Below are 23,727 nucleotides of genomic sequence, written 5' to 3' on the forward strand. Positions count from 1 at the left end.
AATGAGGATCATAGAAGGCATAGTCTCGGCTACTTTTCTTACAAGCCACGGTCGTGCCCATGCTAAAGCGCTTCGCACCCCTCGTGCCTCTCGCACTCGTTACCCTGTTGTTTGGCTGCGCTGCTCACACGCCAGTGTCACAGCAAGTTGTCGATCAGCAGGTTCAAAAGTCATCTTCATCCCGGTCTTCCGCTATTTATCAGGAAGAGCTGGCGACTGAAAAAGAACTGGCCCAGTTCTCTGCCAACAACAAACCTTACGAATTGCCAGCCCTGGCTGACAGCATTCTTGAGCGTGGCATGTCCTTGATCGGTACCCGTTACCGTTTTGGCGGCACCTCTGAGGCGGGTTTTGATTGCAGCGGGTTCATCGGCTACCTGTTCAAGGAAGAAGCGGGCATGCAATTGCCGCGTTCTACCCGCGAAATGATCAACGTAAATGCACCGCTGGTCGCGCGAAATAACCTTAAGCCGGGTGATTTGCTGTTCTTCAGCACCAATGGTCGTGGCCGGGTCAGCCATGCCGGGATTTACCTGGGCGATGACCAGTTTATCCACTCCAGCAGCCGCCGCAGCGGTGGTGTCCGGATAGATAGCCTGGGCGATACCTACTGGAACAAGACCTTTATTGAAGCCAAGCGTGCATTGGCGATGGCGCCAACAAGCGTAGTAGCGCGCAAGTAAAGTTAAAGTCTTACTTGAAGTTTGGCCTCTAAGGTCTAGAATTCGGTCGCATAGTTAAATTCCTGAAGCCGCGAAGGTGTCCCCTCTCGCGGTTTTGGGTTTCGCGGCCCCAGTAGCCGTATCCAGAATCAGGAACATTCTGTTTATGTCGACCATGGCCCGCGTTGCCCTTTTGACCTTAGCATCACTGCTTGGTGCCTGTGCCAGCCACACACCGCCACCCCCCGTGGCTCAAAAGCAGGTCGTATTCTCCAACACCCCTGAAGACACTTCGCCGATTGCCGCGGATGTACTGTTTCGCGCCTTGGGTCTGGTGGGCACGCCCTATCGCTGGGGCGGCAATACCCCGGACTCAGGTTTTGATTGCAGTGGTTTGATCAAGTACGTCTACAACGACGCCGCCGGAATTTCCTTGCCGCGCACCACCCGCGAGATGATCGTGATGCGGGCGCAGAGTGTGGGCAAAGACAAGTTGCAAACCGGTGACCTGCTGTTTTTTGCCACCAGTGGTGGTTCGCAGGTCAGTCATGCGGGGATTTATGTGGGGGAGGGCCGCTTTGTGCATGCGCCTGCAACAGGCGGCACGGTCAAGCTGGACAGTCTGAACAAAGCCTACTGGCAGAAAGCTTATCTGAACGCCAAGCGCGTACTGCCGACTGAGCAGCATCTGGCGCACAACCCGTAATCGAAAGCCGAACCTGCAGGAGCGAGCTGGCTCGCGAGCACCCTCGCTCCTGCTGTTTTATTTCCCTGACACCCGCCAGATCTTGTTGCCGACATCATCGGCTACCAGCAGATCCCCCTGTTTATCAATCACGACTCCCACCGGACGGCCCATGGCTTTTTCATCGGCATTGAGAAAACCGGTCAGCACGTCCACCGGCAGGCCTTTGGGTTTGCCATCAGCGAACGGTACGAAGATCACTTTATAGCCACTGTGCGGTTTACGGTTCCAGGATCCGTGCTGGCCAATAAATGCGCCTTGCGTAAATCCGGGCAGTTTGCTGCCTTCAGCAAAGCTGAGCCCCAGTGAGGCTGTATGCGGACCTACGGCATAGTCCGGTGCAATGGCTTTGGCCACCAGCTCCGGGTTTTGCGGGTTGACCCGTGCATCCACGTGTTGCCCGTAGTAGCTGTAAGGCCAGCCATAAAAGCCGCCATCCTGTACCGAAGTGATGTAGTCAGGCACCAGATCGCTGCCGATTTCGTCGCGCTCGTTAACCGCGGTCCAGAGTTTGCCGGTCACGGGCTCCCAGTCCATGCCGTTGGGGTTGCGCAAGCCTGAGGCGAAGATGCGGTGACTGCCGGTAGCAGGGTCCACTTCCCAGATCGCGGCGCGACCTTCTTCCTTGTCCAGGCCGTTCTCACCCACGTTGCTGTTGGAACCCACACTCACATACAGTTTTTTGCCGTCGCGGCTGGCGATGACGTTCTTGGTCCAGTGATGGTTCAACGGGCCGCCGGGCAGATCGACGACTTTGACCGGCTGGGCGGTGATGGATTGCTCTGCGGCTTTATACGGGAAGCGCAGTAGCTTGTCGGCGTCAGCGACATACAGATCATTACCCACCAGGGTCATGCCGAACGGTGAGTTGAGGTTGTCGATGAACACTGTGCGAGTGTCCGCCACACCGTCATGGTTGCTGTCGCGCAGCAGCGTGATCCTGTTGGCGCTCGGGACAGCGGCACCGGCCCGGCCCATGACTTTCTCCATCACCCAGCCACGGATACCCTTGCTGTCATCCGGCTTGGGCGGTGCATTGGTTTCTGCCACCAGCACATCACCGTTAGGTAATACGTAGAGCCAGCGTGGATGGTCGAGGCCTTCGGCGAAGGCGCTAACTTTCAGGCCCTGGGCGGCAGTCGGGGTGGCGCCCTCGGCCCAGCCTATGGCTGGCGCGATGTTGACCGTCGGAATCAGCGTCTTGTTCGGCTCCGGCAGTTTTGGCGAAGGGCCGGTGCCATCGACCACTTGCAGGGTCGAGCTCTCGCCGCAGGCGGCCAATCCTGCTGCAAGAACGATGACAACAGCGTGCTGGCGCTTGAGCATGAAAATCTCCATTGGTTCTTGGGCTTGTTAGTCATAGAGGAGCGTAGCTGCTCAAAGGTTCAAGTCGCTGCAGCCAGCTTTAATTGACGCTCCACCCCCAACCCTCTAACCTTCGCGGCTTGTTTCAGGTGCTCTGTGGCCACAGGTCGACAGGGTGAAACAGGGAAGCCGGTGAGGGCGTGTTTGCTCCACACAACCGCTTTGATCCCGGCGCTGCCCCCGCAACGGTAAATGAGTAAAAACTGCGCTCAATGTCACTGTGTTTGCACACGGGAAGGCGCGTGGTCAGGGTTGCTCTGTTCAGGAGTATCCCGCTTGTGAGCCCGGAGACCGGCCTGATCCATCCAACACCTCGCGGCGGGCGATGGTGTGCTTTTTGTTGCAATGTCCCCCGCCTCCCGTTTGCATGATTGAGCCCCAACGGAGAGCTGCCATGAATGAATCCCCCGAACGCGACGAACGTCATCAGGCGCGCATGCTGCGCAAAAAAGCCGTTATGGATGAGCGCATTGCCAGCGCCCCTAACGAGTGTGGCCTGCTGCTGGTACTGACCGGCAACGGCAAAGGCAAAAGCAGTTCGGCCTTTGGCATGCTGGCACGGGCCATGGGCCACGGCATGCAGTGCGGCGTGGTGCAGTTCATCAAGGGTCGCAACAGCACCGGCGAAGAAATTTTCTTCCGCCGTTTCCCTGAGCAAGTGCGCTACCACGTAATGGGCGAAGGCTTTACCTGGGAAACCCAGGACCGCCAGCGTGATATCACCGCTGCCGAGGCCGCATGGGAAGTGTCCCGCGAGATGCTGCGCGACCCGTCCATCGGTCTGGTGGTGCTGGATGAACTAAATATCGCGCTCAAGCACGGCTATCTCGACCTGGAGCAAGTGCTGAGCGATCTGCAAGCCCGCCCGCCGATGCAGCATGTACTGGTCACCGGACGCGGCGCTAAACCCGAACTGATAGACCTGGCCGATACGGTGACTGAAATGGGTGTGATCAAACACGCCTTCCAGTCCGGTATCAAAGCCCAGAAAGGCATCGAATTGTGAGTGTTCAAGCATGAGAGAGTCGCGTCATTGCCCGGCGGTATTGATCGCCGCACCGGCCTCGGGCCAGGGCAAGACCACCGTCACCGCCGCCCTGGCCCGATTGCATCGCAATCAAGGGCGCAAGGTACGGGTATTCAAGTGTGGTCCGGATTTTCTCGATCCCATGATCCTCGAGCGCGCCAGCGGAGCGCCGGTATATCAGGTGGATTTGTGGATGGTGGGCGCCGATGAAAGTCGCCGCTTGCTGTGGGAAGCCGCAGGTGAAGCGGACCTGATTCTGATTGAAGGGGTCATGGGCCTGTTCGACGGTACGCCGTCCAGCGCTGACCTGGCACGTCATTTTGGCGTGCCGGTGTTGGGCGTGATTGATGGCACTGCCATGGCCCAGACCTTTGGCGCGCTGGCATTGGGCCTGGCGCGCTATCAGCCGGACTTGCCGTTTGCCGGCGTACTTGCCAACCGTGTCGGCACCGTGCGCCATGCGCAGTTGCTGGAGGGGAGCCTGACTGAAGGCTTGCGCTGGTACGGCGCACTGTCTCGTGAAACCGCCATCGAACTGCCAAGTCGGCACCTGGGCCTGGTCCAGGCCAGCGAGTTGAATGATCTGGATGCGCGCCTTGATGCGGCGGCCGATGCCCTGGCCAGCACCTGTGAGGTAGCGCTGCCACCGGCGGTGGCGTTCGCGGCACCGCCGTTGGTAACAGCCGAGCCGTTATTGGCCGGGGTGCGCATTGCCGTGGCGCGCGATGAGGCTTTCGCCTTCACCTATGGCGCGAGCCTGGCGCTGTTGCGTGACATGGGCGCCGAGCTGCTGTTCTTCTCGCCGATTCGCGATGACCGCTTGCCCGAGGCCGACAGTCTGTATTTGCCGGGCGGTTACCCTGAACTGCATCACCTTGAGTTGTCGCGCAATACGCCGATGCTGGAGGCTATTCGCGCGCACCACGGGGCGGGCAAGCCATTGCTCGCCGAGTGTGGCGGGATGCTCTATTTGCTGGATGCCCTGACCGACGTTGAAGGCCAGCGTGCCGAGCTGGTGGGGCTGCTGGCCGGTGAAGCAACCATGCAAAAGCGTCTGGCAGCGCTGGCGCTACAGGCTGTCGAGATGCCCGAAGGCTTGCTGCGCGGTCACACCTATCATCACTCGCTGACCACCACCGACCTTGAGCCGATAGCGCGGGGGCTGAGCCCCAATGGCGGACGTGGCGCTGAAGCGGTGTATCGCGACGGGCGGATGACCGCGTCTTATGTGCACTTTTACTTTCCGTCCAATCCCCAGGCCATTGCCGCGTTGTTCGCGCCCTGTGCCGTGAAGGTGCCATGAGCGACAACGCATTTAGTCCTGATGAGCGAGCTGCTGTTTATCGCGCCATAGCCGAGCGACGCGATATGCGTCACTTCAGCGGTGGCACGGTGGCTCCTCAACTGTTATCACGTCTGCTTGAAGCCGCGCATCAGGCGCCCAGTGTGGGCCTGATGCAACCCTGGCGGTTTATCCGCATCAGCGACCGCCAGTTGCGCGGCAAGGTCCAGGCTCTGGTCGAAGAGGAGCGGGTGCGCACCGCCCAAGCGCTGGGTGAGCGTTCCGATGAATTCATGACCCTCAAGGTCGAGGGCATCAACGATTGTGCCGAGGTGTTGGTGGCCGCGTTGATGGACGATCGCGAGAAGCACATCTTCGGTCGCCGGACGCTGCCGGAAATGGACATGGCATCGTTGTCGTGTGCGATCCAAAACCTGTGGCTGGCCGCCAGGGTCGAGGGGCTGGGCATGGGCTGGGTGTCGCTGTTTGATCCTTTGGCGCTGGCCGACCTGCTGGGTTTGCCCGCTGGTGCCAAACCGCTGGCCGTGTTGTGTCTGGGCCCGGTCGAGCGCTTTTATCCAGCACCTATGCTGGTGATGGAGGGATGGGCGAAAGCGCGTCCACTGAGTGAACTGGTTTATGAGAATTATTGGGGAGTGAGTCCATGAGTGTGGCGTTGCTGTGCGTTGCCGGGGTGGCGCTGGATGCGTTGTTCGGTGAGCCCAAGCGCTGGCATCCGCTGGTTGCGTTTGGCCGGATGGCTGACCGTATCGAGCAACGTTTCAATTCCGGCGGTCGTGGCTGGCGCAGCCATGGCGTGACAGCTTGGGTGCTGGCAGTGCTGCCGTTGACGATTCTGGCAACAGCCTTGTCATGGCTGCCTTATATTGGCTGGCTGGTGGACATTCTGGCGCTGTATTGCGCGCTGGGCATGCGCAGTCTGGGTGAGCACGTGCAGCCGGTGGCGCAAGCCCTGCGCAGCAATGATCTGGAAGAGGCCCGTACCCGGGTCGGCTACCTGGTCAGTCGCCAGACCAGTGAACTGGACTCGACGCAAGTGGCCCGCGCGGCCACGGAATCGGTCCTGGAGAACGGCAGTGATGCCGTGTTCGCCGCCCTGTTCTGGTTTGTCGTAGCCGGCGCACCGGGGGTAGTGCTCTATCGTTTGAGTAATACCCTGGATGCGATGTGGGGCTATCGCAACGAACGCTTTGAGCGTTTTGGCTGGGCAGCTGCGCGGATCGACGATGTACTGAATTATATTCCGGCACGGTTGGTGGCGTTGACCTACGCCGTGTTGGGTAATACCCGGCTGGCCTTGAAATGCTGGCGCAAGCAGGCGCCGCAATGGGACAGCCCCAATGCGGGCCCGGTTATGGCCTCGGGTGCTGGGGCTCTGGGGGTGGAGTTGGGCGGCCCGGCGATTTACCACGGCGAACTGCATGAACGCACGCAATTGGGCGAAGGTCCCCAGGCGGATGCCGACGCGATTGATCGCGGCTGGCAGTTGGTGCAGCGTGGCGTATGGCTGTGGTTATTGATCCTGTGTGTAGGGAGTGAATTCTATGCTTGAGCACGGCGGACGTTTACGTCAGGCGGTTCTGAACTACGGCATTGCCGAGGCGGACTGGCTGGACTTGTCCAGTGGCCTGGCGCCCTGGCCGTTTGCGATTCCTGCGATTGATGAGCGGGCCTGGGCGCGCTTGCCGGAAACCGACGACGGGCTTGAGCACGCAGCTTGCGCTTATTACGGGGCACCGAACGTGTTGCCGGTGCCGGGTTCGCAGTGCGCTATTCAGTTGCTGCCGCGCTTGCGGCGTGCGGGCAAGGTTGGTGTGTTGTCGCCCTGCTACGCCGAGCACGCCGAGGCGTGGCGCCGTAGTGGGCACATCGTGCGCGAAATCATGGAGCAGGAAGTCGATTTCTACCTCGATACGCTGGATGTGCTGGTGGTGGTTAACCCCAATAACCCTACCGGCTTGAGCCTGACTGCCGAGCGCCTGCTGGAGTGGCACGCAAGACTGGCCCCGCGCGGAGGCTGGCTGGTGGTGGACGAGGCCTTTATGGACAACACGCCAGATTTGAGCCTGTCGGCCCAGAGCTGGCGTACCGGGCTGATTGTGCTGCGTTCTTTCGGCAAGTTCTTTGGTCTGGCCGGTGTGCGCCTTGGCTTTGTTCTGGCAGAACTCAAGTTGCTTAAATTGTTGGCCGACCAGGTCGGCCCATGGGCCGTCAGCGGCCCGACCCGGGCTGTAGGCCAGGCTTGTCTGCTCGACACCGCCGCCCAGGAGCTTCAGCGCGAGCGCAGCGAATTGGCCAGCGGCCGGCTGGAGCGATTGTTGGGCCTGCATGATTTGCCGCCCCAGGGCGGGTGCGCGCTGTTTCAGTGGCTGATTACCCCCCACGCCGACCGTCTTTACGAATTTATGGCCCACCGCGGTATTTTGCTGCGTCTGTTTGCCCATAACAGCAGCGTACGTTTTGGCCTGCCTGCTACCGACGCTGACTGGCTGCGGCTGGAACAAGCGTTGCTGGCGTATACCAAGGAAAATTCATGAGCACGCTGATGGTGCAGGGCACTACATCCGATGCGGGTAAAAGTACTCTGGTCACGGCATTGTGCCGCTGGCTGACCCGCGAGGGTGTGCGTGTGGTGCCGTTCAAGCCGCAGAACATGGCGCTCAACAGTGCCGTCACCGCAGAGGGCGGCGAGATCGGTCGGGCCCAGGCAGTCCAGGCCCAGGCGGCTGGTCTTGCGCCCCACACAGACATGAATCCGGTGTTGCTCAAGCCCAACAGTGACACGGGCGCGCAGGTGATTATTCATGGGCGTGCCGTAACCAGCATGAACGCGGTGGCTTATCACGACTACAAGGCCATCGCCATGCAGGCGGTGCTGGCCTCGCACCAGCGCTTGAGCGCCGAGTACCCGGTGGTGATGGTCGAGGGCGCGGGCTCGCCTGCCGAGATCAATCTGCGTGCCGGCGACATCGCCAACATGGGCTTTGCCGAGGCGGTGGATTGTCCGGTAATCCTGATCGCCGACATCAATCGCGGCGGCGTGTTTGCGCATCTTGTCGGCACTCTTGAGTTGCTGTCAGAGACCGAGCAGGCGAGGGTCAAAGGCTTCATCATCAACCGTTTTCGGGGCGACATTGCCTTGCTCCAGCCTGGTCTCGACTGGCTTGAACAGCGCACGGGCAAGCCGGTGATCGGTGTATTGCCGTATGTGATGGATTTGCATCTTGAGGCTGAAGACGGCATTGACCAGCGCCAGACCGACAAGGCAGATCAAGTGCTCAAGGTGGTCGTACCGGTGCTGCCGCGTATCAGTAACCACACCGACTTCGATCCGCTGCGTTTGCACCCGCAAGTGGACTTGCAGTTTGTCGGGCCGGGCCAGCCTGTCCCGGCTGCGGATTTGATTATCCTGCCGGGCTCCAAAAGCGTGCGCAGCGATCTGGCCTATTTGCGCGGCAATGGCTGGGAGACGGCAATCAACCGTCACTTGCGCTATGGCGGCAAGTTGCTGGGGATTTGTGGCGGTTTGCAGATGCTCGGCGAACAGGTTCACGACCCGCTGGGGCTCGAAGGTGCGGCGGGGTCGAGCCCCGGTCTGGGGTTGCTGGCATTGAGCACCGAGCTTGCCGCCGAGAAGCAACTGCGCAATGTACGCGGGCATCTGACCCTGGAAAACGCTGCAGTCAGTGGCTACGAAATCCATGCCGGCGTGACTAGCGGCGTGGCGCTGGAGCGGCCGGCGGTGCAGTTGGAAGATGGTCGGTGTGATGGCGCCCAGAGTGAAGACGGGCAAATTTGCGGCACGTACTTGCATGGTTTGTTCGAGTCACCTGCGGCCTGCAGTGCCTTGCTGCGCTGGGCCGGTTTGCAGGACGTGCAATCGGTGGACTACCACGCCCTGCGTGAGCGGGACATCGAGCGCCTGGCGGACCTGGTGCAAAACCATCTTGATACCGGGTTGCTGCGTCAATTATGCGGGCTCTGATCCTCTGTCATACGGGCCGCTCTTGCGGCTTCCACACAGATAAGCCGCCTTCTAGAGGTTTTAAAACATGCTGCAACTGATTCTGGGTGGCGCGCGGTCGGGTAAAAGCCGCCTGGCCGAGAAGCTCGCGGCCGAGTCCGCTCTCGCCGTCACCTACATCGCCACCAGCCAGCCGCTGGACGGTGAGATGAACGAGCGCGTGCGCCACCATCGTGAGCGCCGCCCCGGGCATTGGGCGCTGGTAGAAGAACCGCTGGAGCTGGCCCGGGTACTGCGCGATAGCGCCGGGGCAGAGACTTTTTTGTTGGTGGATTGCCTGACGTTATGGCTGACCAACCTGCTGATGCTTGAAGACCCGCAGCGCCTGGACGCCGAGCGTGATGCGCTGCTGGCGTGCCTGGCTGAACTGCCGGGTGAAATTGTATTTGTCAGCAACGAAACCGGAATGGGTGTCGTGCCGCTGGGCGAATTGACTCGCCGCTATGTCGATGAAGCCGGTTGGTTGCATCAAGCCTTGGCCGAGCGCTGTCAGCGAGTAGTGCTGACGGTGGCGGGCCTGCCTCTGACGTTGAAAGGAACTGCACTATGAATACCCCGTGGTGGCTGACCCCGTGCAAGCCGGTTAATCATGAAATATCGATGGCGGCAGCCGCGCGTCAGCAGCAATTGACCAAACCGGCAGGCTCGTTGGGCCAGCTGGAAGCGTTGGCCGTGCAGCTGGCCGGGTTGCAGGGGCGGCTCAAGCCGCGTGTCGATCAACTGTGGATTGCGATTTTTGCTGGCGATCACGGTGTGGTGGCAGAGGGCGTATCGGCCTACCCGCAAGCGGTCACCGGGCAAATGTTGCACAACTTTGTCAGCGGCGGCGCGGCGATCAGCGTGCTGGCCCGCCAGTTGGGCGCGCAACTGGATGTAGTAGATCTGGGCACTGTGACACCCATGCTCAATCTGCCGGGGGTGCGGCACCTGGAACTGGGAGCTGGCACGGCCAACTTTGCGACGGGCGCGGCGATGACCGACAGTCAGGGCTTAAAAGCCCTGCAGGCGGGACGTGACAGTGTGTTGCGGGCACTGGCAGCGGGCAGCGAGTTATTTATTGGCGGCGAAATGGGCATTGGCAACACGACGTCAGCCAGTGCCGTGGCCTGTGCCTTGCTGGATTGCCCGGCCTCGCACCTGACCGGGCCGGGAACCGGTCTGGACCCAGCGGGTGTAAGTCATAAAGCGCAAGTCATTGACCGGGCGCTGGCGTTTCACGACGGGCTGCTGGATGACCCGCTGCAGACCCTGTTCCGCCTGGGCGGCTTTGAGATTGCAGCTTTGACCGGCGCCTATGTGGCTTGCGCGCAGCAAGGCATCGTGGCGTTGGTTGATGGCTTTATTTGCACGGTTGCAGCCATGGTCGCCGTACGTTTGAACCCGCAGTGCCGCGAGTGGCTGGTTTTCGCCCATCGCGGTGCCGAGCAGGGGCATCGCCATGTGCTGGAAAGCTTGCAGGCACAGCCGTTGCTCGACCTCGGCTTGCGCCTGGGCGAGGGCAGCGGTGCCGCACTGGCGGTACCGTTGGTGCGTCTGGCCTGCGACCTGCACGGGCAGATGGCGACTTTTGCCGAGGCCGCCGTGGCGGACCGACCTGCATGACGGTGCAACTGGATCTGTTGCGCCATGGCGAAACCGAGTTGGGTGGCGGACTGCGGGGCAGTCTCGATGATGCGCTGACGGCCGTGGGCTGGGAGCAGATGCGTGAAGCGGTTAAAGGCCGCGGTCCGTGGGATCGTATCGTCAGCTCGCCGTTGCAGCGTTGTGCCCTGTTCGCACGGGAGCTGAGCCAGCAGCTGGCGTTACCGGTGTCTTTCGATAAGGACCTGCAGGAACTGCATTTTGGCGAATGGGAAGGGTGCAGTCCGGCGGCGCTGATGGAAACCGACGCCGAGGCGCTGGGCTTGTTCTGGACTGACCCCTACGGCTTTACTCCGCCGCAAGGTGAGCCCGTGCCGGAGTTCTCGGCGCGGGTATTGTCTGCAGTCAGCCGTTTGCAGCAACAATTTGCCGGGGAACGGGTACTGGTGGTGTGCCACGGCGGGGTGATCAAGCTGCTGCTGGCCCGGGCCCGGGGTTTGCGCCGCGAGCAATTGTTGCAGGTGCCGGTGGTCAATGGTGCGCTGTTCGGGTTGCGTGTTGCAGCCCACGGCGTAGTAAGCGAAGAGGGCTGAGCATGCTGCCATTCTGGATCGCCCTGCAATTTTTGAGCAGCTTGCCGATTCGCCTCTCCGGTATGCCTGCGCCTCAAGAGCTTGGGCGTTCTCTGCTGTGCTATCCGTTGGTGGGTGCGCTGTTCGGCCTGCTGCTTTGGGGGCTCAATGGCTTGCTGGGCAATGCCCCTTTAATGCTGCATGCGGCCTTGCTGCTGACGGCATGGGTGCTGCTCAGTGGCGGGTTGCACCTGGATGGTCTGGCTGACAGTGCCGATGCCTGGCTGGGCGGCTTTGGCGATCGTGAGCGCACCCTGAACATCATGAAAGACCCGCGCAGCGGACCGATTGCCGTCGTGACGCTGGTCTTGGTGTTATTGCTCAAATTTTGCGCGCTGCTGGCGCTGGTTGAGCAGCAACAGGGGATGGCATTGCTGATTGTGCCGCTGATCGGCCGCAGTGCATTGCTCGGTGTGTTCCTCACCACGCCTTATGTGCGTGCGGGTGGCCTGGGGCAAGCGCTGGCGGACCACTTGCCGCGCAAGACCGGGTGGCAGGTGCTGGGACTCAGTGCGCTGGCGTGTGTAGTGGTAGCCGGTTATGCAGGTTTGTGGGCGCTGGTGCTGGCTGCCCTTGGGTTTGTATGGCTGCGCAGAGTGATGATGCGCCGCCTGGGCGGCACCACAGGTGATACTGCCGGAGCCTTGCTTGAATTGCTTGAGGTGCTGGTATTGGTAGGGTTGGCGCTTATTTCAGCGTGACCAGCTCTGCAGGAGCGTGCTTGCTCGCGATGGCAAGCTGGCTCCCGCCAGGGCGGCGGTGGCGTATTTTTTAAATCTTGATTCCAGTTTATTGCGGGTATATACATACAAAATGTTACCAACCCAGTGTTTATGCACCAATCTGCGTCGCGCTTCGCGTGGCATCAGCAGGCATTACGACGGCGCTCTTGATGGCTTCGGAATCAACGTTGCCCAGTATTCCTTGTTGTGCAATCTCAAGCGTCTGGATCAACCGAGTATTTCCAGCCTGGCTGAAGCCATGGGGTTGGACCGCAGTACGTTAGGGCGCAACTTGCGGGTGCTGGAGAATGCAGGCCTGGTGAAGCTGGCTGAGGGCGAGGACCACCGTAATCGCCTGGTATGCCTGACCAGGGCCGGGGAGGAGCGGCTTGAGGCAGCGTTGCCGGCCTGGGAGGCCGCGCAGCAGCGATTGATTGATCGTTTGGGGGAAGACCGGCGCGAGCAACTGCTGCAGCTTCTGGATGACTTGGCGGGCCCGGATTAAGGGCCCTTTACACGAATAAAAATGGGTATATACCCGCATCAGGAGAATAAAAATGACATCGGTGTGGCGTACCAGCGGGTGGGTGCTTTTGGGCAGTGCATTGATTTTGGCGCTGTCTTTGGGGGTGAGGCATGGATTCGGGCTGTTTCTGCCGCCGATGAGTGCTCAGTTTGGTTGGGGGCGCGAGGTCTTTGCGTTTGCCATTGCTCTGCAGAACTTGATCTGGGGCTTGGCGCAACCGTTCACCGGTGCACTGGCTGATCGCTTCGGCGCCGCCAGAGTTGTGATCGTGGGTGGCATTTTGTATGCCGCAGGTTTGATCCTGATGGGCATGTCTGACTCGTTGATGACCTTATCGCTGAGTGCAGGTTTGTTGATCGGTATCGGGCTGTCCGGCACTTCCTTCTCGGTGATTCTGGGTGTGGTAGGGCGCGCCTTGCCTGCGCAAAAGCGCAGCATGGGCATGGGGATTGCCAGTGCGGCGGGTTCGTTCGGTCAGTTCGCCATGTTGCCCGGCACGCTGGGTCTGATTGGCTGGCTCGGCTGGTCGTCGGCGTTGCTGGTGTTGGGGTTGCTGGTGGCGCTGATCGTGCCCTTGGTGAGCATGCTCAAAGATCGTCCCCTGCCGAGTCTGGGTGGCGAGCAAACGCTCAAGCAAGCGCTGCGTGAGGCCTGCTCGCATTCCGGGTTCTGGTTGTTGTCCTTCGGCTTTTTTGTCTGCGGGTTTCAGGTGGTGTTTATCGGGATTCACCTGCCGGCCTATCTGGTGGATCAGCATTTGCCTGCCACCGTTGGCACGACGGTGCTGGCGCTGATTGGTCTGTTCAATATATTCGGCACCTACACTGCCGGCTGGCTGGGCGGCCGTATGTCAAAGCCGCGCTTGCTGACCAGTCTGTACCTGGCGCGAGCAGTGGTTATCGTGTTGTTCCTGTGGGCGCCGGTGACGCAGTTCAGTGCCTACCTGTTCGGTATGAGCATGGGCTTTTTGTGGTTGTCGACAGTGCCGCTGACCAATGGCACGGTCGCTACCATGTTTGGTGTGCGTAACCTGTCAATGCTGGGCGGGATCGTGTTTCTGTTCCATCAGTTGGGTGCATTCCTCGGCGGCTGGCTGGGGGGTGTGGTCTATGATCGAACCGGTAGTTACGATTTGATCTGGCAGGTATCGATCTTGTTGAGTCTTTTGGCGGCTGCCCTGAACTGGCCGGTGCGCGAGCGCCCCGTCGCCCGGTTGCAGGCGCAGGGGAGTATTGCGTGAGTCCGGCATGGCTATGGTGGGTGGGTTTGGGCGGCGGTTTATTACTGCTGACCCTGGCGTGGTGGGGCTGGCATCAAGGCGGGCTGGCACTGATGCAGTTGGGCATGGGTGCTTGCTAGCGGGTTGTCGGGGCGAGTAAGTTCTGTGTCTGTCTCTATTTAAAGGACTTTCATAATGCTAAAGCGCTGGATTGCAATGCCCGTATTGTTGTTTGTTTGCACCGGTTCTGTATGGGCGGCGCAGTGTCCGCCGCTACTGGAAGGTTCATTGCCAAAGTTGCGGGCCAAAGAATCTATCGATCTGTGCCAACGCTTCGCCGCAAAGCCGCTGTTGATCGTTAATACTGCGAGCTTTTGTGGCTTTGCCCCTCAGTTCAAAGGGCTTGAGGCATTGCATCAGCGTTTTAAAGGACAGGGGCTGGAGTTGATTGGCGTGCCGTCCAATGACTTTAAACAAGAGGCCAAGGACGGCGAAGAAACAGCCAAGGTCTGTTACGTTAATTACGGTGTAACGTTCACCATGATTGATCCGCAACATGTTCGTGGTCCTGACGCTGTGCATTTGTTTAAAGTGCTGGCTGAACAGAGCAGTGCGCCGAAGTGGAATTTCTACAAATATGTTGTGGATCGCAAAGGCAATGTCGTTGCCAGCTTTTCGAGTCTGAGTAAACCCGACAGCCCCGAATTGATTGAGGCGATAGAAAAAGCCATTGCTTCAACACCCTGAATGTCACTCATTAAAAAATCCCCGTCTCGGTAACGAGAACGGGGATTTTTTAATTCAGTCGGCGAGCCCTTCAGGTTCGCGATGAATCAGAACTTGTAGGTTGCGCCTACTGCAAAGCCGTTAGCGCTGTTTTCATATTTGGCGCTGTAGCTGTTAAGAGCGTTCGAGTCATTAACTTTGACTGATTCTTCTTTCAGGTAAGAGTAAGCAACGTCAATGGCCAGGTTTTCGTTAACTGCATAACCCGCACCCAGGCTGAAGACTGTACGGTCGCCGGTAGGGATACGTGGTGAACGGTTCTCGTTGTTGGTTGGCGACTGATCCCACGTCAAGCCGGTACGCAGTACCCACTGCTTGTTCAACTGGTATGAAGTACCGATCGCATAGGCCCAGGTATCGTGCCAGTTCTGCTCTTCCTTGATCGAGCCGAACAGTTGCGAACCTACCGCCCCCGAAGCTGCAGGGCTAACACCGTCGTTATTGATGGTGATGTCCTTCAGGCGGCTCCAGCGAGTCCAGGTCGAACCTGCATAGACTTTCCAGGCATCGGACAGGTCTTGAGTCACAGACAGGTCGTAGGATTCTGGAGTGTCGATGGACAGCGAGGCGTCATAGCGATTGCTTTTCATCAATGAAGCCGGGGTATTGGCCCCCGCCGTCACATTGGTGTGGCCTTCAAGCTTGTAGCTCACTTTGGAGTGATAGGTAAGACCAATACGGGTGGTGTCTGTCGCTTGCACCAGAACGCCGATATTGAAGCCCAACGCGGTATCAGTTCCTTTAACTTTTACATTGGTATCGCCGAAAGCCGGGTTGAGGACCGTGAGGTCTGACTCAAGTGCGCCGGAGATACGGTTAATGGTTGGACCGAAACCCACCGAAACCTTGTCGTTAAAGGCATAGCTGACTGTCGGTTGCAGCGTAATAACCTTTACTTCACTCTTTTTGCCGAAAGCTCGGCCCTGGAAACCGCCTTCATAATCGGTAACGAGACCGAAAGGTGCATAAACACCGAAACCTACAGCCCACTGGTCATTGAGCTTGTTGGTATAGAAACCCATCGGAACGCCAGTGAATGGAACCATGTCACCTTTATTGGTGCCAGGGTATTTACCTTGCGCATCTTTAATATCGGTCGAAGCGTCGATAACAGCGATGCCACCGGTTACTTGCTGACCATTCAAGCGGGACATGCCGGCAGGGTTACCAAATACGGTACTTGCATCGTCGGCTGAAGATGAACGACCTGCGAAACCGGTCCCCATACCGCTAACGCTTTGTTCGTTGAGGGCGAAGCCACTTGCGAAAATCTGGCTGGAAGCCAAGGTTACGGCGAGGCCAAGTGTGGTCTTGAGCATTACTTTTTTCATTATTAGAACTCCTTTTGATCACCGGACGAAAACTACCAACATTTTTGTTTAAGCGCTATAGGCTAAATCGCAGAAGTTAACGTTGTTTTGTAGGACAATCCGACCGGTTTTCGATCATTTAAATATTATTGTGTGTGGACGAAATCTCAAGCGACATGATTGAGAGGAGAAACAAAGTTGTTCCAGGCGTGAGTGAAATCACGCAAACGTCCTTGTGGTTCAAAGGCTTGGCGCCAAACTCTTGCCATACCGAGCAGGTCATCTGCAGCGGGGATGATTACTTGTTGCTGTTCAATCAGCAGCCACGCAATGGCCGTTGCGTAACGTAAATTAACTGTGAGTTCCAAATGGGGGCTGCATAAGAATGCATGCTGACTGGCCAGTCCGCGAATCAGGCTGGCCAGATCGGGGTCTTGCGCCAGATACCGGTCCCACAAAGCTGCGTGGCTGGCTTCGCGAATGCAATACAGGCCATGACCGCGCCGGTCGTGCAGGGCAGAGCCCAGGCTTGACTGGCTGGCAGCAATACCCAGCAACAAAGCTTCTGCATCCGGATTGTTCTGGCCCAGATACCTCAATGTTGGCCGAATGACATAAAGAGACAACTCTCTGGCAGCGATACCCATATCGTCCTCGACGGCTGAAATGGCCGGCGTGCCCATTTGCTTGGCAGCAGTGAGTCGGTAGGGCTCGCCGGAAGCGGATTAGCCGCTTGAGTTGAAGTGTAGTGTCATATATTTGCTCTAAAGGACTGTTTTTAAAACATTAGTGGCTTCGAGTTGTGCGCTATATATCCGCAGGTAATTAAACAATGCAGGATATTTCTTAAATTTTTAGCAATAAAAAGCCCTGCGGATCAGGCAGGGCTTGTTGTGTTGTCGCTTATCAGATCAGGCAATAAGTGCCTGACGAGTACGCTCGATCACAGCTTGCAGAGGTGCTGCGCTGGAATATTGATCGGGGTACAGGCGTTCGCTGTGACGAGCGATACCGTGTTCGTTGACCAGAGTGAAGCTGAAGCATCCTTTGCGAGCGGCCATAATCAGGCAGTTCATTGGAGCAAAGGCGTTGGTTAGGGTGCGAATGGCATCCTGAGTATGGATTTGAGTAGACATAGTTATTAGGTGTTCCTACAAATGACACAGCTTAGAGCTGTGCAGCGTTAAAACGTTCCAGTGACGTCGAGCCATCTTTGGCTGGACGAAGAACCTGACTGGAACAAAGCCGCCAGTTGGAGCGCATTAATTATGTGGCGCTTGGGCTGGCAGGTAGGTACTTAGGAGGGCAGGCAATCACAACTGGAGCTAAGGTTCCGTGCTCCGGGTGAAGATCCTGATCAATTTGCAGGTTGGTTCGGTCAGAGTAAAAACTTCGCGGTACCCTTTGCTTTTCAAAGGCAGTATCGTCGCAAGATTTACCTGGAAACCATCGAGGGGGTCGATCCCGTTTTGTCAGCATGTCTTCATTTATGGAAGAGTGCTTGAGGGATTTGTTCGGCCCGAATTGACTTTCAGCTTGGTACTAACGCTGCGGATACTAACGGGTTGAAAATTTAAACGCAAGTGTGCTAGCAAAAAATACGTTATTTAGCCCTCTGCAGCGATTATCGGCACCAGTGCGCAACGGCATGGGCAGGTGGGAGATATAGCTCGTTTCTACTGGAATGCCAGACCTGGATGGACAGCGTATCGGGGTTCTGAGGAGGCTTGGCCGTTGCTCAATACAAGTGCGCTTGCCTAGAGTTTTTGCTCTGTATCAGACCTGTTTCCTGGGGCGGGTGTGAACTTGTGCACATTTTAGGTGCTGCGCATTGAATCACTGCACGGGCCAGAGAACACGCGCTCCTAGCCTGCTCGCTAAATTTAAGTCAATGAAAAACATCGTTTTTTTTAATTGGTGAAAAAATCGTCAGTTTGACCCGAGGCCCCGCAGGGTGGGCGTTTGCGGGGGTTAAATGCGGGTTGTCCACTGACTTATCCACAGGATCTGTGGATTGTCCCGTGCACTTGCTCTAGATCGCGGGTGTAGTGTTTTTCGGCTTTACCCTCACGAAAAAAGGAGTAAAGTTGCGCGCCTTCTGTTCTGCCCTACAGTGTCATATGAAGTTTCGTACAGCTACTTCCTCCGTTACTCGCCCCAATACGCCATCAGAACCCCCAAAACGTTTTTCTCTGCGGGTGGCCATCTGGTTACTGGATAACCCTCGATTAGGCGCCAAGCCCAGCGTCAAGCACGTTGCCGGCCATTTGCTGAAACAACCTGCACGACAAGGCGTGGTTCTGGCCCAGAGCCGGCTTGGGCAATTGATGTGCCGTGATTGCGGGAGTGCCAGGGATCAGCGGATCGGTCATGAGCTCTTGCGCCAGGCTGCCCGTGCCGGAGATCGCGTCGCGCAACAGGAACTGAGCAAAATAGAAGACTGAGCTGTCTTCGCTCCTGTTGCTTGGTTACCCTTGCTCTTTTATCTAGTGCGGAGGGGCTATGGCCCTGGATTTGAGCAGCATTTTGCTGGGCCTGGCATTGGCGGGCATACCGCTGTTGGCAGTTTTATGGCAGGTGCAGCGTCGCGCCAGTACCCTTCAAGCTGAACTGGCGATGCTCAATGAGCGTTTGAATACGGCGCAGTTGGCTCAGGAAGGTCTGAGCGCCCAACTGGAGGCCAGTCGTGATGAAATCAGTGATCTGGGCCAGGCCAATGCTGCCAAGCAGGCAGAGCTGGCGGCCTTGCGGCGAGAGGTCGAGTTGTCGCAACTCGAACGCGACAATGCGCGAGATGCAGCGCATGCCTGGAGTCTGGAGCGCAGCCAGAAAGAGGCCGAATTGCGTCGCCTGGACGCTCATGCGGCGGCGTTGGCGGCTGAGTTGCGCGAGCAACAAGACAGTCATCAACAACGATTAAGCGACCTGCAAGGCTCGCGTGATGAGCTGCGGGCTCAGTTTGCAGAGCTTGCCGGCAAGATTTTCGATGAGCGTGAGCAGCGTTTCGCCGACACCAGCAGCGAGCGCCTGGGGCAGTTGCTCGACCCTTTAAAGGAGCGCATTCAGTCGTTTGAAAAGCGTGTCGAAGAAAGCTATCAGCAAGAAGCCCGGGAACGATTTTCGCTGGGTAAAGAGCTGGAGCGACTGCAGCAACTCAATCTGCGCCTGAGTGATGAAGCCACCAATCTGACCCGCGCCCTCAAAGGCCAAAAAACCCAGGGTAACTGGGGTGAGTTGATTCTGGAGCGGGTGCTTGAACACGCAGGGCTTGAGAAGGGCCGCGAGTACCAGACACAGGTCAGCCTCAAGGGGCCGGACGGTGAGCGTTTTCAACCGGATGTCCTGATCATGCTGCCGGGTGACAAACAGGTAGTGGTCGACTCCAAGGTCAGCCTCACGGCGTATCAGCAATACGTAGGTGCCGATGACGATGTTATTGGGCAGGCGGCACTCAAGCAGCATGTGCTGTCGTTACGCAATCATGTAAAAGGCCTGGCCGGTAAAGACTATAAGCGACTCGAAGGCCTGCACAGCCTGGACTTCGTGTTGTTGTTTGTACCGATCGAGGCAGCTTTTTCCGCCGCATTGCAAGCCGAGCCTAACCTGTTCCAGGAGGCCTTTGACCGCAACATTGTGATTGTCAGCCCCACCACCTTGCTCGCTACCTTGCGGGTAATTGACAGCCTGTGGAAGCAGGAACGGCAAAGTCAAAACGCGCGGGAAATTGCAGAGCGGGCAGGCTGGCTGTACGACAAGTTTGTGCTGTTCATTCAGGACCTGGATGAAGTCGGTAATCGTCTGCAGCAATTGGATAAAGCCTACGCAGCTGCGCGTAACAAGCTGACAGAAGGCCGAGGCAACCTTGTCAGTCGCAGCGAGCAGCTCAAGCTGCTGGGCGCCAGGGCCAGCAAAAGCTTGCCTGCTGACCTGCTGGAGCGGGCGATGACGGATGTGGATGGCGTAGCGCATCCGGCTGAGTAAGCACGCCAGGCCCGTAGCAGCTGCCGCAGGCTGCGTCCGATTGCGCAGTGATCGTTAATTCTGAAACCTGGATCTGTTTGGCACACTGCCGCGCCCGACTTTACGACGGCTACGCCGTCGGACGCAGCCTGCGGCAGCTGCTACGGGATCCGCTTCTGCCTCGATTACAGCGGCACATGCCGGCTCAGCAGAGCCCTCAAAGCCGCAGGTTTTACCGGCTTGGGCAGGTATTCCAGGCCTGCTGCATGCACCTCGGCAATCATCTCCGGCCGTCCATCAGCGCTGATTACCACGCCAGGCACCGGTTCGCCCAGTCGGGCACGCAGCCAGCGCATCAGATCGGTGCCGACTTCGCCGCCATCCAGATGGTAATCAACCAGCACCAGTTGCGGACGCACGCCCTCGTTGAGCAGGGCTGCGCATTCGTCGCGATTGCGTGCGGTCCAGACCCGGCAGCCCCAGCGTGTCAGTAAGCTCTGCATGCCGATCAGAATGCTGTCTTCGTTATCGATGCACAGCACTTGGGCGCCATTGATAGGCTGGCCGTTTTGTTCGGCAACCACGGGCTGAGGCGCCGCCTGGGTTTTGGCCAGTGGCACGCTGACGCTGAATACGCTGCCTTTACCCTGCCACGAGCGCACTTGCAGGGTATGCCCGAGCACGTGACACAAGCCGTCTGCAATCGCCAGGCCCAGGCCCAGGCCTTTTTCGGCACGGGTCTGGTGGCTATCCAGGCGTTTGAACTCTTCAAAAATGACTTGCAGCTTGTCGGCGGGAATACCCGGGCCCCGATCCCACACCTCAAGGCACAGCTCGCCACCTCGGCGACGCACACCCAACAGCACCGGTCCTTTGGCGTAGCGGAAGGCATTGGTCAGGAAGTTCTGCAGAATGCGTCGCAGCAGTTTGATGTCGCTACTGACCCGCAAACGGCTGCCGCGCACTCTGAAGCTCAAACCTTGTTCCTGAGCCTGGGCGGTGAACTCATTTCCCAAGGTGTCAAACAGGTCATTAAGGGCAAAAGGCTTGATGTCCGGGGTTATCTTTCCGTTTTCCAGGCGTGAAATATCCAGCAGGTCACTGATCAGGTCTTCGGCTGAACGCAAGGAACTGTCCAGGTGCTGTACCAGTTTTTGCGCTTCCGGGTTAAGCCCCTCTTCTTGATGTGACAGGGCTGCGGAGAATAGGCGTGCGGCGTTCATGGGTTGCATCAGGTCATGACTGACAGCTGCCAGGAAGCGGGTTTTCGACTGGTTGGCCGATTCGGCCACCCCTTTGGCATCCGTCAGTGCCTGATTGAGCTGCGACAACTCATGGGTTCGCTCGGCCACCCGCTGTTCAAGCCCTTCGTTGGCCTCGGTCAGTGCCTGTTCGGCTTCGCGGAACGCGGTAATGTCAGTGAAACTCATGACAAAACCGCCCCCCGGCATGGGGTTGCCGATCAGTTCGATAACCCGGCCATTGGGGAACAGGCGTTCGGAGGTATGCGCCCGGCCCTGGCGCATCCAGTGCAGGCGACGGGCCACATGCACTTCGGCTTCTCCGGGGCCGCACAGGCCGCGTTCAGCATTGTGACGAATGATGTCGGCAATCGGGCGTCCTACGCTGATCAGTCCGTCCGGGTAGTTGAAGAGCTCCAGATAGCGACGATTCCAGGCCACCAGCTTGAGCGACTGATCGACCACGCTAATCCCCTGGGTGATGTTTTCAATCGCGCCCTGCAGTAGTGCACGGTTGAACTGCAATACTTCCGATGCTTCGTCGGCAATGCGCACCACATCTTCAAGCTGCATTTCCCGACCTTCAATGGCCGCCTTGACCACTGCGCGGGTCGAGGAAGCGCCGAGCACCCCGGCCAGCAGGCGTTCCGTATGGGCGATCCACTCGCCATTGGCGTTTTGATTAGGGTTAAAGCCTTTGCCCTGGCGATAAGCGAAACGAATAAAGCTCTGGTGGGCCCGCTCCTCACCGACAAAACGTGCGGCCAGTGTCAGCAAGTCGTTGATCTGTACCGCGAGCATGGAGCGCCCGCCCGGGTGGCTGCTCAGTTCCTGGCCAATAAAGCGCCCGGCTTGCCAGTGCTCCGAAACGCGGGTGCGAGACACCACCGAGACCCAGGCAAACAGGGTGAAGTTACCGGCCAGCGATAACACCACGCCTTGGGTCAGTGGCGTGATCGACAGCCCCAGCGGGTTGCTGTGAAGCCAGGCCAGGCCCGGGAAATGGCTTAAATTCCAGCCGACGCTGTGGGCGATAAGAGGCAGCACCAGGGTGTAGAACCAGATGAAGGTCCCGGTAGCCAGGCCGGCAAATACCCCCCGGCGGTTGGCTTGCTTCCAGTACAGGGCGCCGAGCATGGCAGGGGCCAGCTGGGTGACTGCAGCAAAGGCAATCTGGCCGATGGTAGCGAGGCTGGCGGTCGAACCCAGCAGGCGGTAGCTGACATAAGCCAGCAGCAGAATCACTACAATCGACACGCGGCGCACCGAAAGCATCCAGTGGCGGAACACTTCGAACGGCCGTTCGGCGTTTTTATGCCGCAGCAGCCAGGGCAGCAGCATGTCGTTGGAAACCATGGTCGACAGCGCGACGCTGGCCACAATCACCATGCCGGTGGCGGCCGATGCGCCGCCAATGAATGCCAGCAATGCCAGTGCCGGATGAGCCTGGGCCAGTGGCAGGCTGATCACGAACGAGTCAGGCAGTACCGAACTGGGCAGCAGCATCTGCCCGGCCAGCGCAATCGGTACCACGAACAGGCCCGCCAGAATCAGGTAGGCCGGGAACACCCATTTGGCCAGTTGCAAGTCGCGTGGCTCGATGTTTTCAACCACAGTGACGTGAAACTGCCGGGGTAGGCAGATGATTGCCATCATGGCCACACCGGTCTGCACCACCATCGAAGGCCAGTTGATGGTTTCTTGCCAGTACTGCTCCAGGCGCGGCGCGAGCATCGCCTGATTGAACAAGTCGTCGAAACCGTCATACAGGCCGTAGGTTACAAAGGCGCCGACGGCGAGAAAGGCGAACAGTTTGACCAGCGACTCGAAGGCAATCGCCAGCACCATGCCGCGGTGGTGTTCGGTGGCATCGAGGTTGCGCGTGCCAAATACAATGGTAAACAGCGCCAGCACCAAGGACACAATCAGTGCGGTGTCCTGGGCACTGGTCCCTGTTGCATCCGCCCCGGCCCCTATCAGCAGATTGACGCCGAGCACAATGCCCTTTAGCTGCAGGGCGATGTAGGGCAATACCCCCACCAGACAGATCAGCGCCACCACAATCGCCAATGACTGGGACTTGCCGTAGCGGGCGGCAATAAAGTCTGCAATCGAGGTGATGTTCTCCTGCTTGCTGATCAGCACCATCTTTTGCAGGACCCAGGGCGCGCACACCAGTAGCAGCACCGGCCCCAGGTAGATAGGCAAAAACGCCCAAAGCTGCTCGGCGGCCTGGCCTACAGCGCCGAAGAACGTCCAGCTGGTGCAGTACACCGCCAGCGACAAGCTATAGACCCATGCGCGAACCCGCGGCGGCAGCGGTTTGCTGCGCCGGTCACCATAAAAGGCAATGGCAAACATGATGGCCATATAGGCCAGGGCGACGGCGGCAATGAGCCCGCTGGACAGCGACATGGTGACTCCTGGAGGTGTAAGGCCGCAGCAATCCGGCTGCGGCAGGCTAGTCTCGCATGATGTCTGAAGCCCGTCAGTGTCGACTATGGTCTGAGCGTGGCCATGTGTCGCGGTGGTTAAACCCAGGGATTAAGTGATTATCTATAAAACAGATAACAGTTAGAGAAATTACCCGTTATATAGATATTCGATTTGGTTCTACTCTAGGG

The 23,727-nt window shown here is 58.5% G+C and carries 23 protein-coding genes and 1 riboswitch; of the genes, 18 read left to right on the forward strand and 5 right to left on the reverse strand.

Translation table 11 applies throughout. From position 1 onward, the window contains the following. Positions 1–59 precede the first annotated feature (59 nt). On the forward strand, positions 60–683 hold the full coding sequence (locus ACP7BO_RS03605; protein ID WP_397455964.1) for a C40 family peptidase: 624 nt from the start codon (positions 60–62) through the stop codon (positions 681–683). Between the two features lie 145 nt (positions 684–828). After that, positions 829–1,368: a C40 family peptidase gene (locus ACP7BO_RS03610; RefSeq protein WP_397455965.1), complete on the forward strand. Its 540-nt coding sequence runs from the start codon at positions 829–831 to the stop codon at positions 1,366–1,368. Positions 1,369–1,425: 57 nt separating this feature from the next. Here ACP7BO_RS03610 and ACP7BO_RS03615 read toward each other — a convergent pair whose 3' ends face one another. Then, a complete protein-coding gene (locus tag ACP7BO_RS03615; RefSeq protein ID WP_426208648.1) occupies positions 1,426–2,733 on the reverse strand; it encodes a PQQ-dependent sugar dehydrogenase in 1,308 nt (435 codons plus the stop codon). Positions 2,734–2,842: 109 nt separating this feature from the next. After that, positions 2,843–3,086, forward strand: a riboswitch (cobalamin riboswitch). A gap of 80 nt (positions 3,087–3,166) precedes the next feature. On the opposite strand from ACP7BO_RS03615, the gene cobO reads away from it, so the two are divergent. The 14 genes from cobO to ACP7BO_RS03685 all read left to right on the forward strand — a co-directional run bounded on the left by cobO (position 3,167) and on the right by ACP7BO_RS03685 (position 14,553). After that, on the forward strand, positions 3,167–3,778 hold the full coding sequence (cobO, locus tag ACP7BO_RS03620; RefSeq protein WP_426208650.1) for a cob(I)yrinic acid a,c-diamide adenosyltransferase: 612 nt from the start codon (positions 3,167–3,169) through the stop codon (positions 3,776–3,778). A 10-nt stretch (positions 3,779–3,788) separates the two neighbouring features. Further along, positions 3,789–5,102: a cobyrinate a,c-diamide synthase gene (locus ACP7BO_RS03625; RefSeq protein ID WP_426208652.1), complete on the forward strand. Its 1,314-nt coding sequence runs from the start codon at positions 3,789–3,791 to the stop codon at positions 5,100–5,102. Further along, the gene (gene bluB / locus ACP7BO_RS03630; protein WP_060691041.1) at positions 5,099–5,749 is read left to right on the forward strand and encodes a 5,6-dimethylbenzimidazole synthase; all 651 of its coding nucleotides are present in this window, start codon (positions 5,099–5,101) and stop codon (positions 5,747–5,749) included. Before ACP7BO_RS03625 ends, bluB begins: the two co-directional genes overlap by 4 nt. After that, a complete protein-coding gene (gene cbiB, locus ACP7BO_RS03635) occupies positions 5,746–6,654 on the forward strand; it encodes an adenosylcobinamide-phosphate synthase CbiB (RefSeq protein ID WP_060691042.1) in 909 nt (302 codons plus the stop codon). Before bluB ends, cbiB begins: the two co-directional genes overlap by 4 nt. Continuing rightward, positions 6,647–7,639, forward strand: a complete 993-nt coding sequence (gene cobD / locus ACP7BO_RS03640) for a threonine-phosphate decarboxylase CobD (RefSeq protein ID WP_397455968.1) — start codon at positions 6,647–6,649, stop codon at positions 7,637–7,639. The genes cbiB and cobD overlap by 8 nt, the downstream gene beginning before the upstream one ends. Then, on the forward strand, positions 7,636–9,087 hold the full coding sequence (locus ACP7BO_RS03645; RefSeq protein ID WP_397455969.1) for a cobyric acid synthase: 1,452 nt from the start codon (positions 7,636–7,638) through the stop codon (positions 9,085–9,087). Before cobD ends, ACP7BO_RS03645 begins: the two co-directional genes overlap by 4 nt. A gap of 67 nt (positions 9,088–9,154) precedes the next feature. Next, complete coding sequence (gene cobU, locus ACP7BO_RS03650) at positions 9,155–9,676, forward strand: bifunctional adenosylcobinamide kinase/adenosylcobinamide-phosphate guanylyltransferase (RefSeq protein WP_397455970.1); 522 nt, start codon at positions 9,155–9,157, stop codon at positions 9,674–9,676. Next, entirely contained in the window at positions 9,673–10,728 is a 1,056-nt protein-coding gene (gene cobT, locus ACP7BO_RS03655; protein WP_426208656.1) for a nicotinate-nucleotide--dimethylbenzimidazole phosphoribosyltransferase, read from the forward strand. Before cobU ends, cobT begins: the two co-directional genes overlap by 4 nt. Beyond that, positions 10,725–11,300 carry an alpha-ribazole phosphatase family protein gene (gene cobC / locus ACP7BO_RS03660; RefSeq protein WP_426208658.1) on the forward strand — a complete coding sequence of 192 codons (576 nt, stop codon included), beginning with the start codon at positions 10,725–10,727 and terminating at the stop codon, positions 11,298–11,300. Before cobT ends, cobC begins: the two co-directional genes overlap by 4 nt. A gap of 2 nt (positions 11,301–11,302) precedes the next feature. After that, positions 11,303–12,040 (forward strand): adenosylcobinamide-GDP ribazoletransferase, encoded by a 738-nt coding sequence (locus ACP7BO_RS03665; RefSeq protein ID WP_426208660.1) that lies wholly within the window; start codon positions 11,303–11,305, stop codon positions 12,038–12,040. 112 nt (positions 12,041–12,152) lie between these two features. Further along, the gene (locus tag ACP7BO_RS03670; RefSeq protein WP_397455974.1) at positions 12,153–12,566 is read left to right on the forward strand and encodes a MarR family winged helix-turn-helix transcriptional regulator; all 414 of its coding nucleotides are present in this window, start codon (positions 12,153–12,155) and stop codon (positions 12,564–12,566) included. 52 nt (positions 12,567–12,618) lie between these two features. Next, a complete protein-coding gene (locus tag ACP7BO_RS03675) occupies positions 12,619–13,827 on the forward strand; it encodes an MFS transporter (RefSeq protein ID WP_397455975.1) in 1,209 nt (402 codons plus the stop codon). Further along, entirely contained in the window at positions 13,824–13,946 is a 123-nt protein-coding gene (locus ACP7BO_RS03680; protein ID WP_257719959.1) for a hypothetical protein, read from the forward strand. Before ACP7BO_RS03675 ends, ACP7BO_RS03680 begins: the two co-directional genes overlap by 4 nt. Positions 13,947–14,001: 55 nt before the next feature. Then, positions 14,002–14,553 (forward strand): glutathione peroxidase, encoded by a 552-nt coding sequence (locus ACP7BO_RS03685; RefSeq protein WP_426208662.1) that lies wholly within the window; start codon positions 14,002–14,004, stop codon positions 14,551–14,553. 86 nt (positions 14,554–14,639) lie between these two features. On the opposite strand, the gene ACP7BO_RS03690 is transcribed toward ACP7BO_RS03685, so the two are convergent. The 3 genes from ACP7BO_RS03690 to ACP7BO_RS03700 all read right to left on the reverse strand — a co-directional run bounded on the left by ACP7BO_RS03690 (position 14,640) and on the right by ACP7BO_RS03700 (position 17,038). Beyond that, positions 14,640–15,923, reverse strand: coding sequence for an OmpP1/FadL family transporter (locus ACP7BO_RS03690; protein WP_060691051.1), 1,284 nt, complete (start codon positions 15,921–15,923; stop codon positions 14,640–14,642). A 146-nt stretch (positions 15,924–16,069) separates the two neighbouring features. Next, positions 16,070–16,549 carry a hypothetical protein gene (locus tag ACP7BO_RS03695; RefSeq protein WP_397455977.1) on the reverse strand — a complete coding sequence of 160 codons (480 nt, stop codon included), beginning with the start codon at positions 16,547–16,549 and terminating at the stop codon, positions 16,070–16,072. 264 nt (positions 16,550–16,813) lie between these two features. Then, positions 16,814–17,038, reverse strand: coding sequence for a hypothetical protein (locus ACP7BO_RS03700; protein WP_003442709.1), 225 nt, complete (start codon positions 17,036–17,038; stop codon positions 16,814–16,816). Positions 17,039–18,022: 984 nt separating this feature from the next. On the opposite strand from ACP7BO_RS03700, the gene ACP7BO_RS03705 reads away from it, so the two are divergent. Then, positions 18,023–18,346: a hypothetical protein gene (locus ACP7BO_RS03705; RefSeq protein WP_073508957.1), complete on the forward strand. Its 324-nt coding sequence runs from the start codon at positions 18,023–18,025 to the stop codon at positions 18,344–18,346. A 172-nt stretch (positions 18,347–18,518) separates the two neighbouring features. Continuing rightward, complete coding sequence (rmuC, locus tag ACP7BO_RS03710) at positions 18,519–19,883, forward strand: DNA recombination protein RmuC (RefSeq protein WP_167344887.1); 1,365 nt, start codon at positions 18,519–18,521, stop codon at positions 19,881–19,883. A 164-nt stretch (positions 19,884–20,047) separates the two neighbouring features. Here the strand turns inward: rmuC and ACP7BO_RS03715 are convergent, their stop codons facing one another. Further along, a complete protein-coding gene (locus ACP7BO_RS03715) occupies positions 20,048–23,518 on the reverse strand; it encodes a PAS domain-containing hybrid sensor histidine kinase/response regulator (RefSeq protein ID WP_426208665.1) in 3,471 nt (1,156 codons plus the stop codon). Positions 23,519–23,727 lie beyond the last annotated feature (209 nt).

Origin of the sequence: Pseudomonas sp. TWR2-1-1 (genome assembly GCF_049897045.1) — a bacterium.
Classification (GTDB): domain Bacteria; phylum Pseudomonadota; class Gammaproteobacteria; order Pseudomonadales; family Pseudomonadaceae; genus Aquipseudomonas; species Aquipseudomonas versuta.

Coding starts and splice junctions, on each gene's coding strand:
- ACP7BO_RS03605 (WP_397455964.1), top strand. CDS start 60: ATGCTAAAGCGCTTCGCACCCCTCGTGCCTCTCGCACTCGTTACCCTG.
- ACP7BO_RS03610 (WP_397455965.1), top strand. CDS start 829: ATGTCGACCATGGCCCGCGTTGCCCTTTTGACCTTAGCATCACTGCTT.
- ACP7BO_RS03615 (WP_426208648.1), bottom strand. CDS start 2,733: ATGCTCAAGCGCCAGCACGCTGTTGTCATCGTTCTTGCAGCAGGATTG.
- cobO (WP_426208650.1), top strand. CDS start 3,167: ATGAATGAATCCCCCGAACGCGACGAACGTCATCAGGCGCGCATGCTG.
- ACP7BO_RS03625 (WP_426208652.1), top strand. CDS start 3,789: ATGAGAGAGTCGCGTCATTGCCCGGCGGTATTGATCGCCGCACCGGCC.
- bluB (WP_060691041.1), top strand. CDS start 5,099: ATGAGCGACAACGCATTTAGTCCTGATGAGCGAGCTGCTGTTTATCGC.
- cbiB (WP_060691042.1), top strand. CDS start 5,746: ATGAGTGTGGCGTTGCTGTGCGTTGCCGGGGTGGCGCTGGATGCGTTG.
- cobD (WP_397455968.1), top strand. CDS start 6,647: ATGCTTGAGCACGGCGGACGTTTACGTCAGGCGGTTCTGAACTACGGC.
- ACP7BO_RS03645 (WP_397455969.1), top strand. CDS start 7,636: ATGAGCACGCTGATGGTGCAGGGCACTACATCCGATGCGGGTAAAAGT.
- cobU (WP_397455970.1), top strand. CDS start 9,155: ATGCTGCAACTGATTCTGGGTGGCGCGCGGTCGGGTAAAAGCCGCCTG.
- cobT (WP_426208656.1), top strand. CDS start 9,673: ATGAATACCCCGTGGTGGCTGACCCCGTGCAAGCCGGTTAATCATGAA.
- cobC (WP_426208658.1), top strand. CDS start 10,725: ATGACGGTGCAACTGGATCTGTTGCGCCATGGCGAAACCGAGTTGGGT.
- ACP7BO_RS03665 (WP_426208660.1), top strand. CDS start 11,303: ATGCTGCCATTCTGGATCGCCCTGCAATTTTTGAGCAGCTTGCCGATT.
- ACP7BO_RS03670 (WP_397455974.1), top strand. CDS start 12,153: ATGTTACCAACCCAGTGTTTATGCACCAATCTGCGTCGCGCTTCGCGT.
- ACP7BO_RS03675 (WP_397455975.1), top strand. CDS start 12,619: ATGACATCGGTGTGGCGTACCAGCGGGTGGGTGCTTTTGGGCAGTGCA.
- ACP7BO_RS03685 (WP_426208662.1), top strand. CDS start 14,002: ATGCTAAAGCGCTGGATTGCAATGCCCGTATTGTTGTTTGTTTGCACC.
- ACP7BO_RS03690 (WP_060691051.1), bottom strand. CDS start 15,923: ATGAAAAAAGTAATGCTCAAGACCACACTTGGCCTCGCCGTAACCTTG.
- ACP7BO_RS03695 (WP_397455977.1), bottom strand. CDS start 16,549: ATGGGTATCGCTGCCAGAGAGTTGTCTCTTTATGTCATTCGGCCAACA.
- ACP7BO_RS03700 (WP_003442709.1), bottom strand. CDS start 17,038: ATGTCTACTCAAATCCATACTCAGGATGCCATTCGCACCCTAACCAAC.
- ACP7BO_RS03705 (WP_073508957.1), top strand. CDS start 18,023: ATGAAGTTTCGTACAGCTACTTCCTCCGTTACTCGCCCCAATACGCCA.
- rmuC (WP_167344887.1), top strand. CDS start 18,519: ATGCTCAATGAGCGTTTGAATACGGCGCAGTTGGCTCAGGAAGGTCTG.
- ACP7BO_RS03715 (WP_426208665.1), bottom strand. CDS start 23,518: ATGTCGCTGTCCAGCGGGCTCATTGCCGCCGTCGCCCTGGCCTATATG.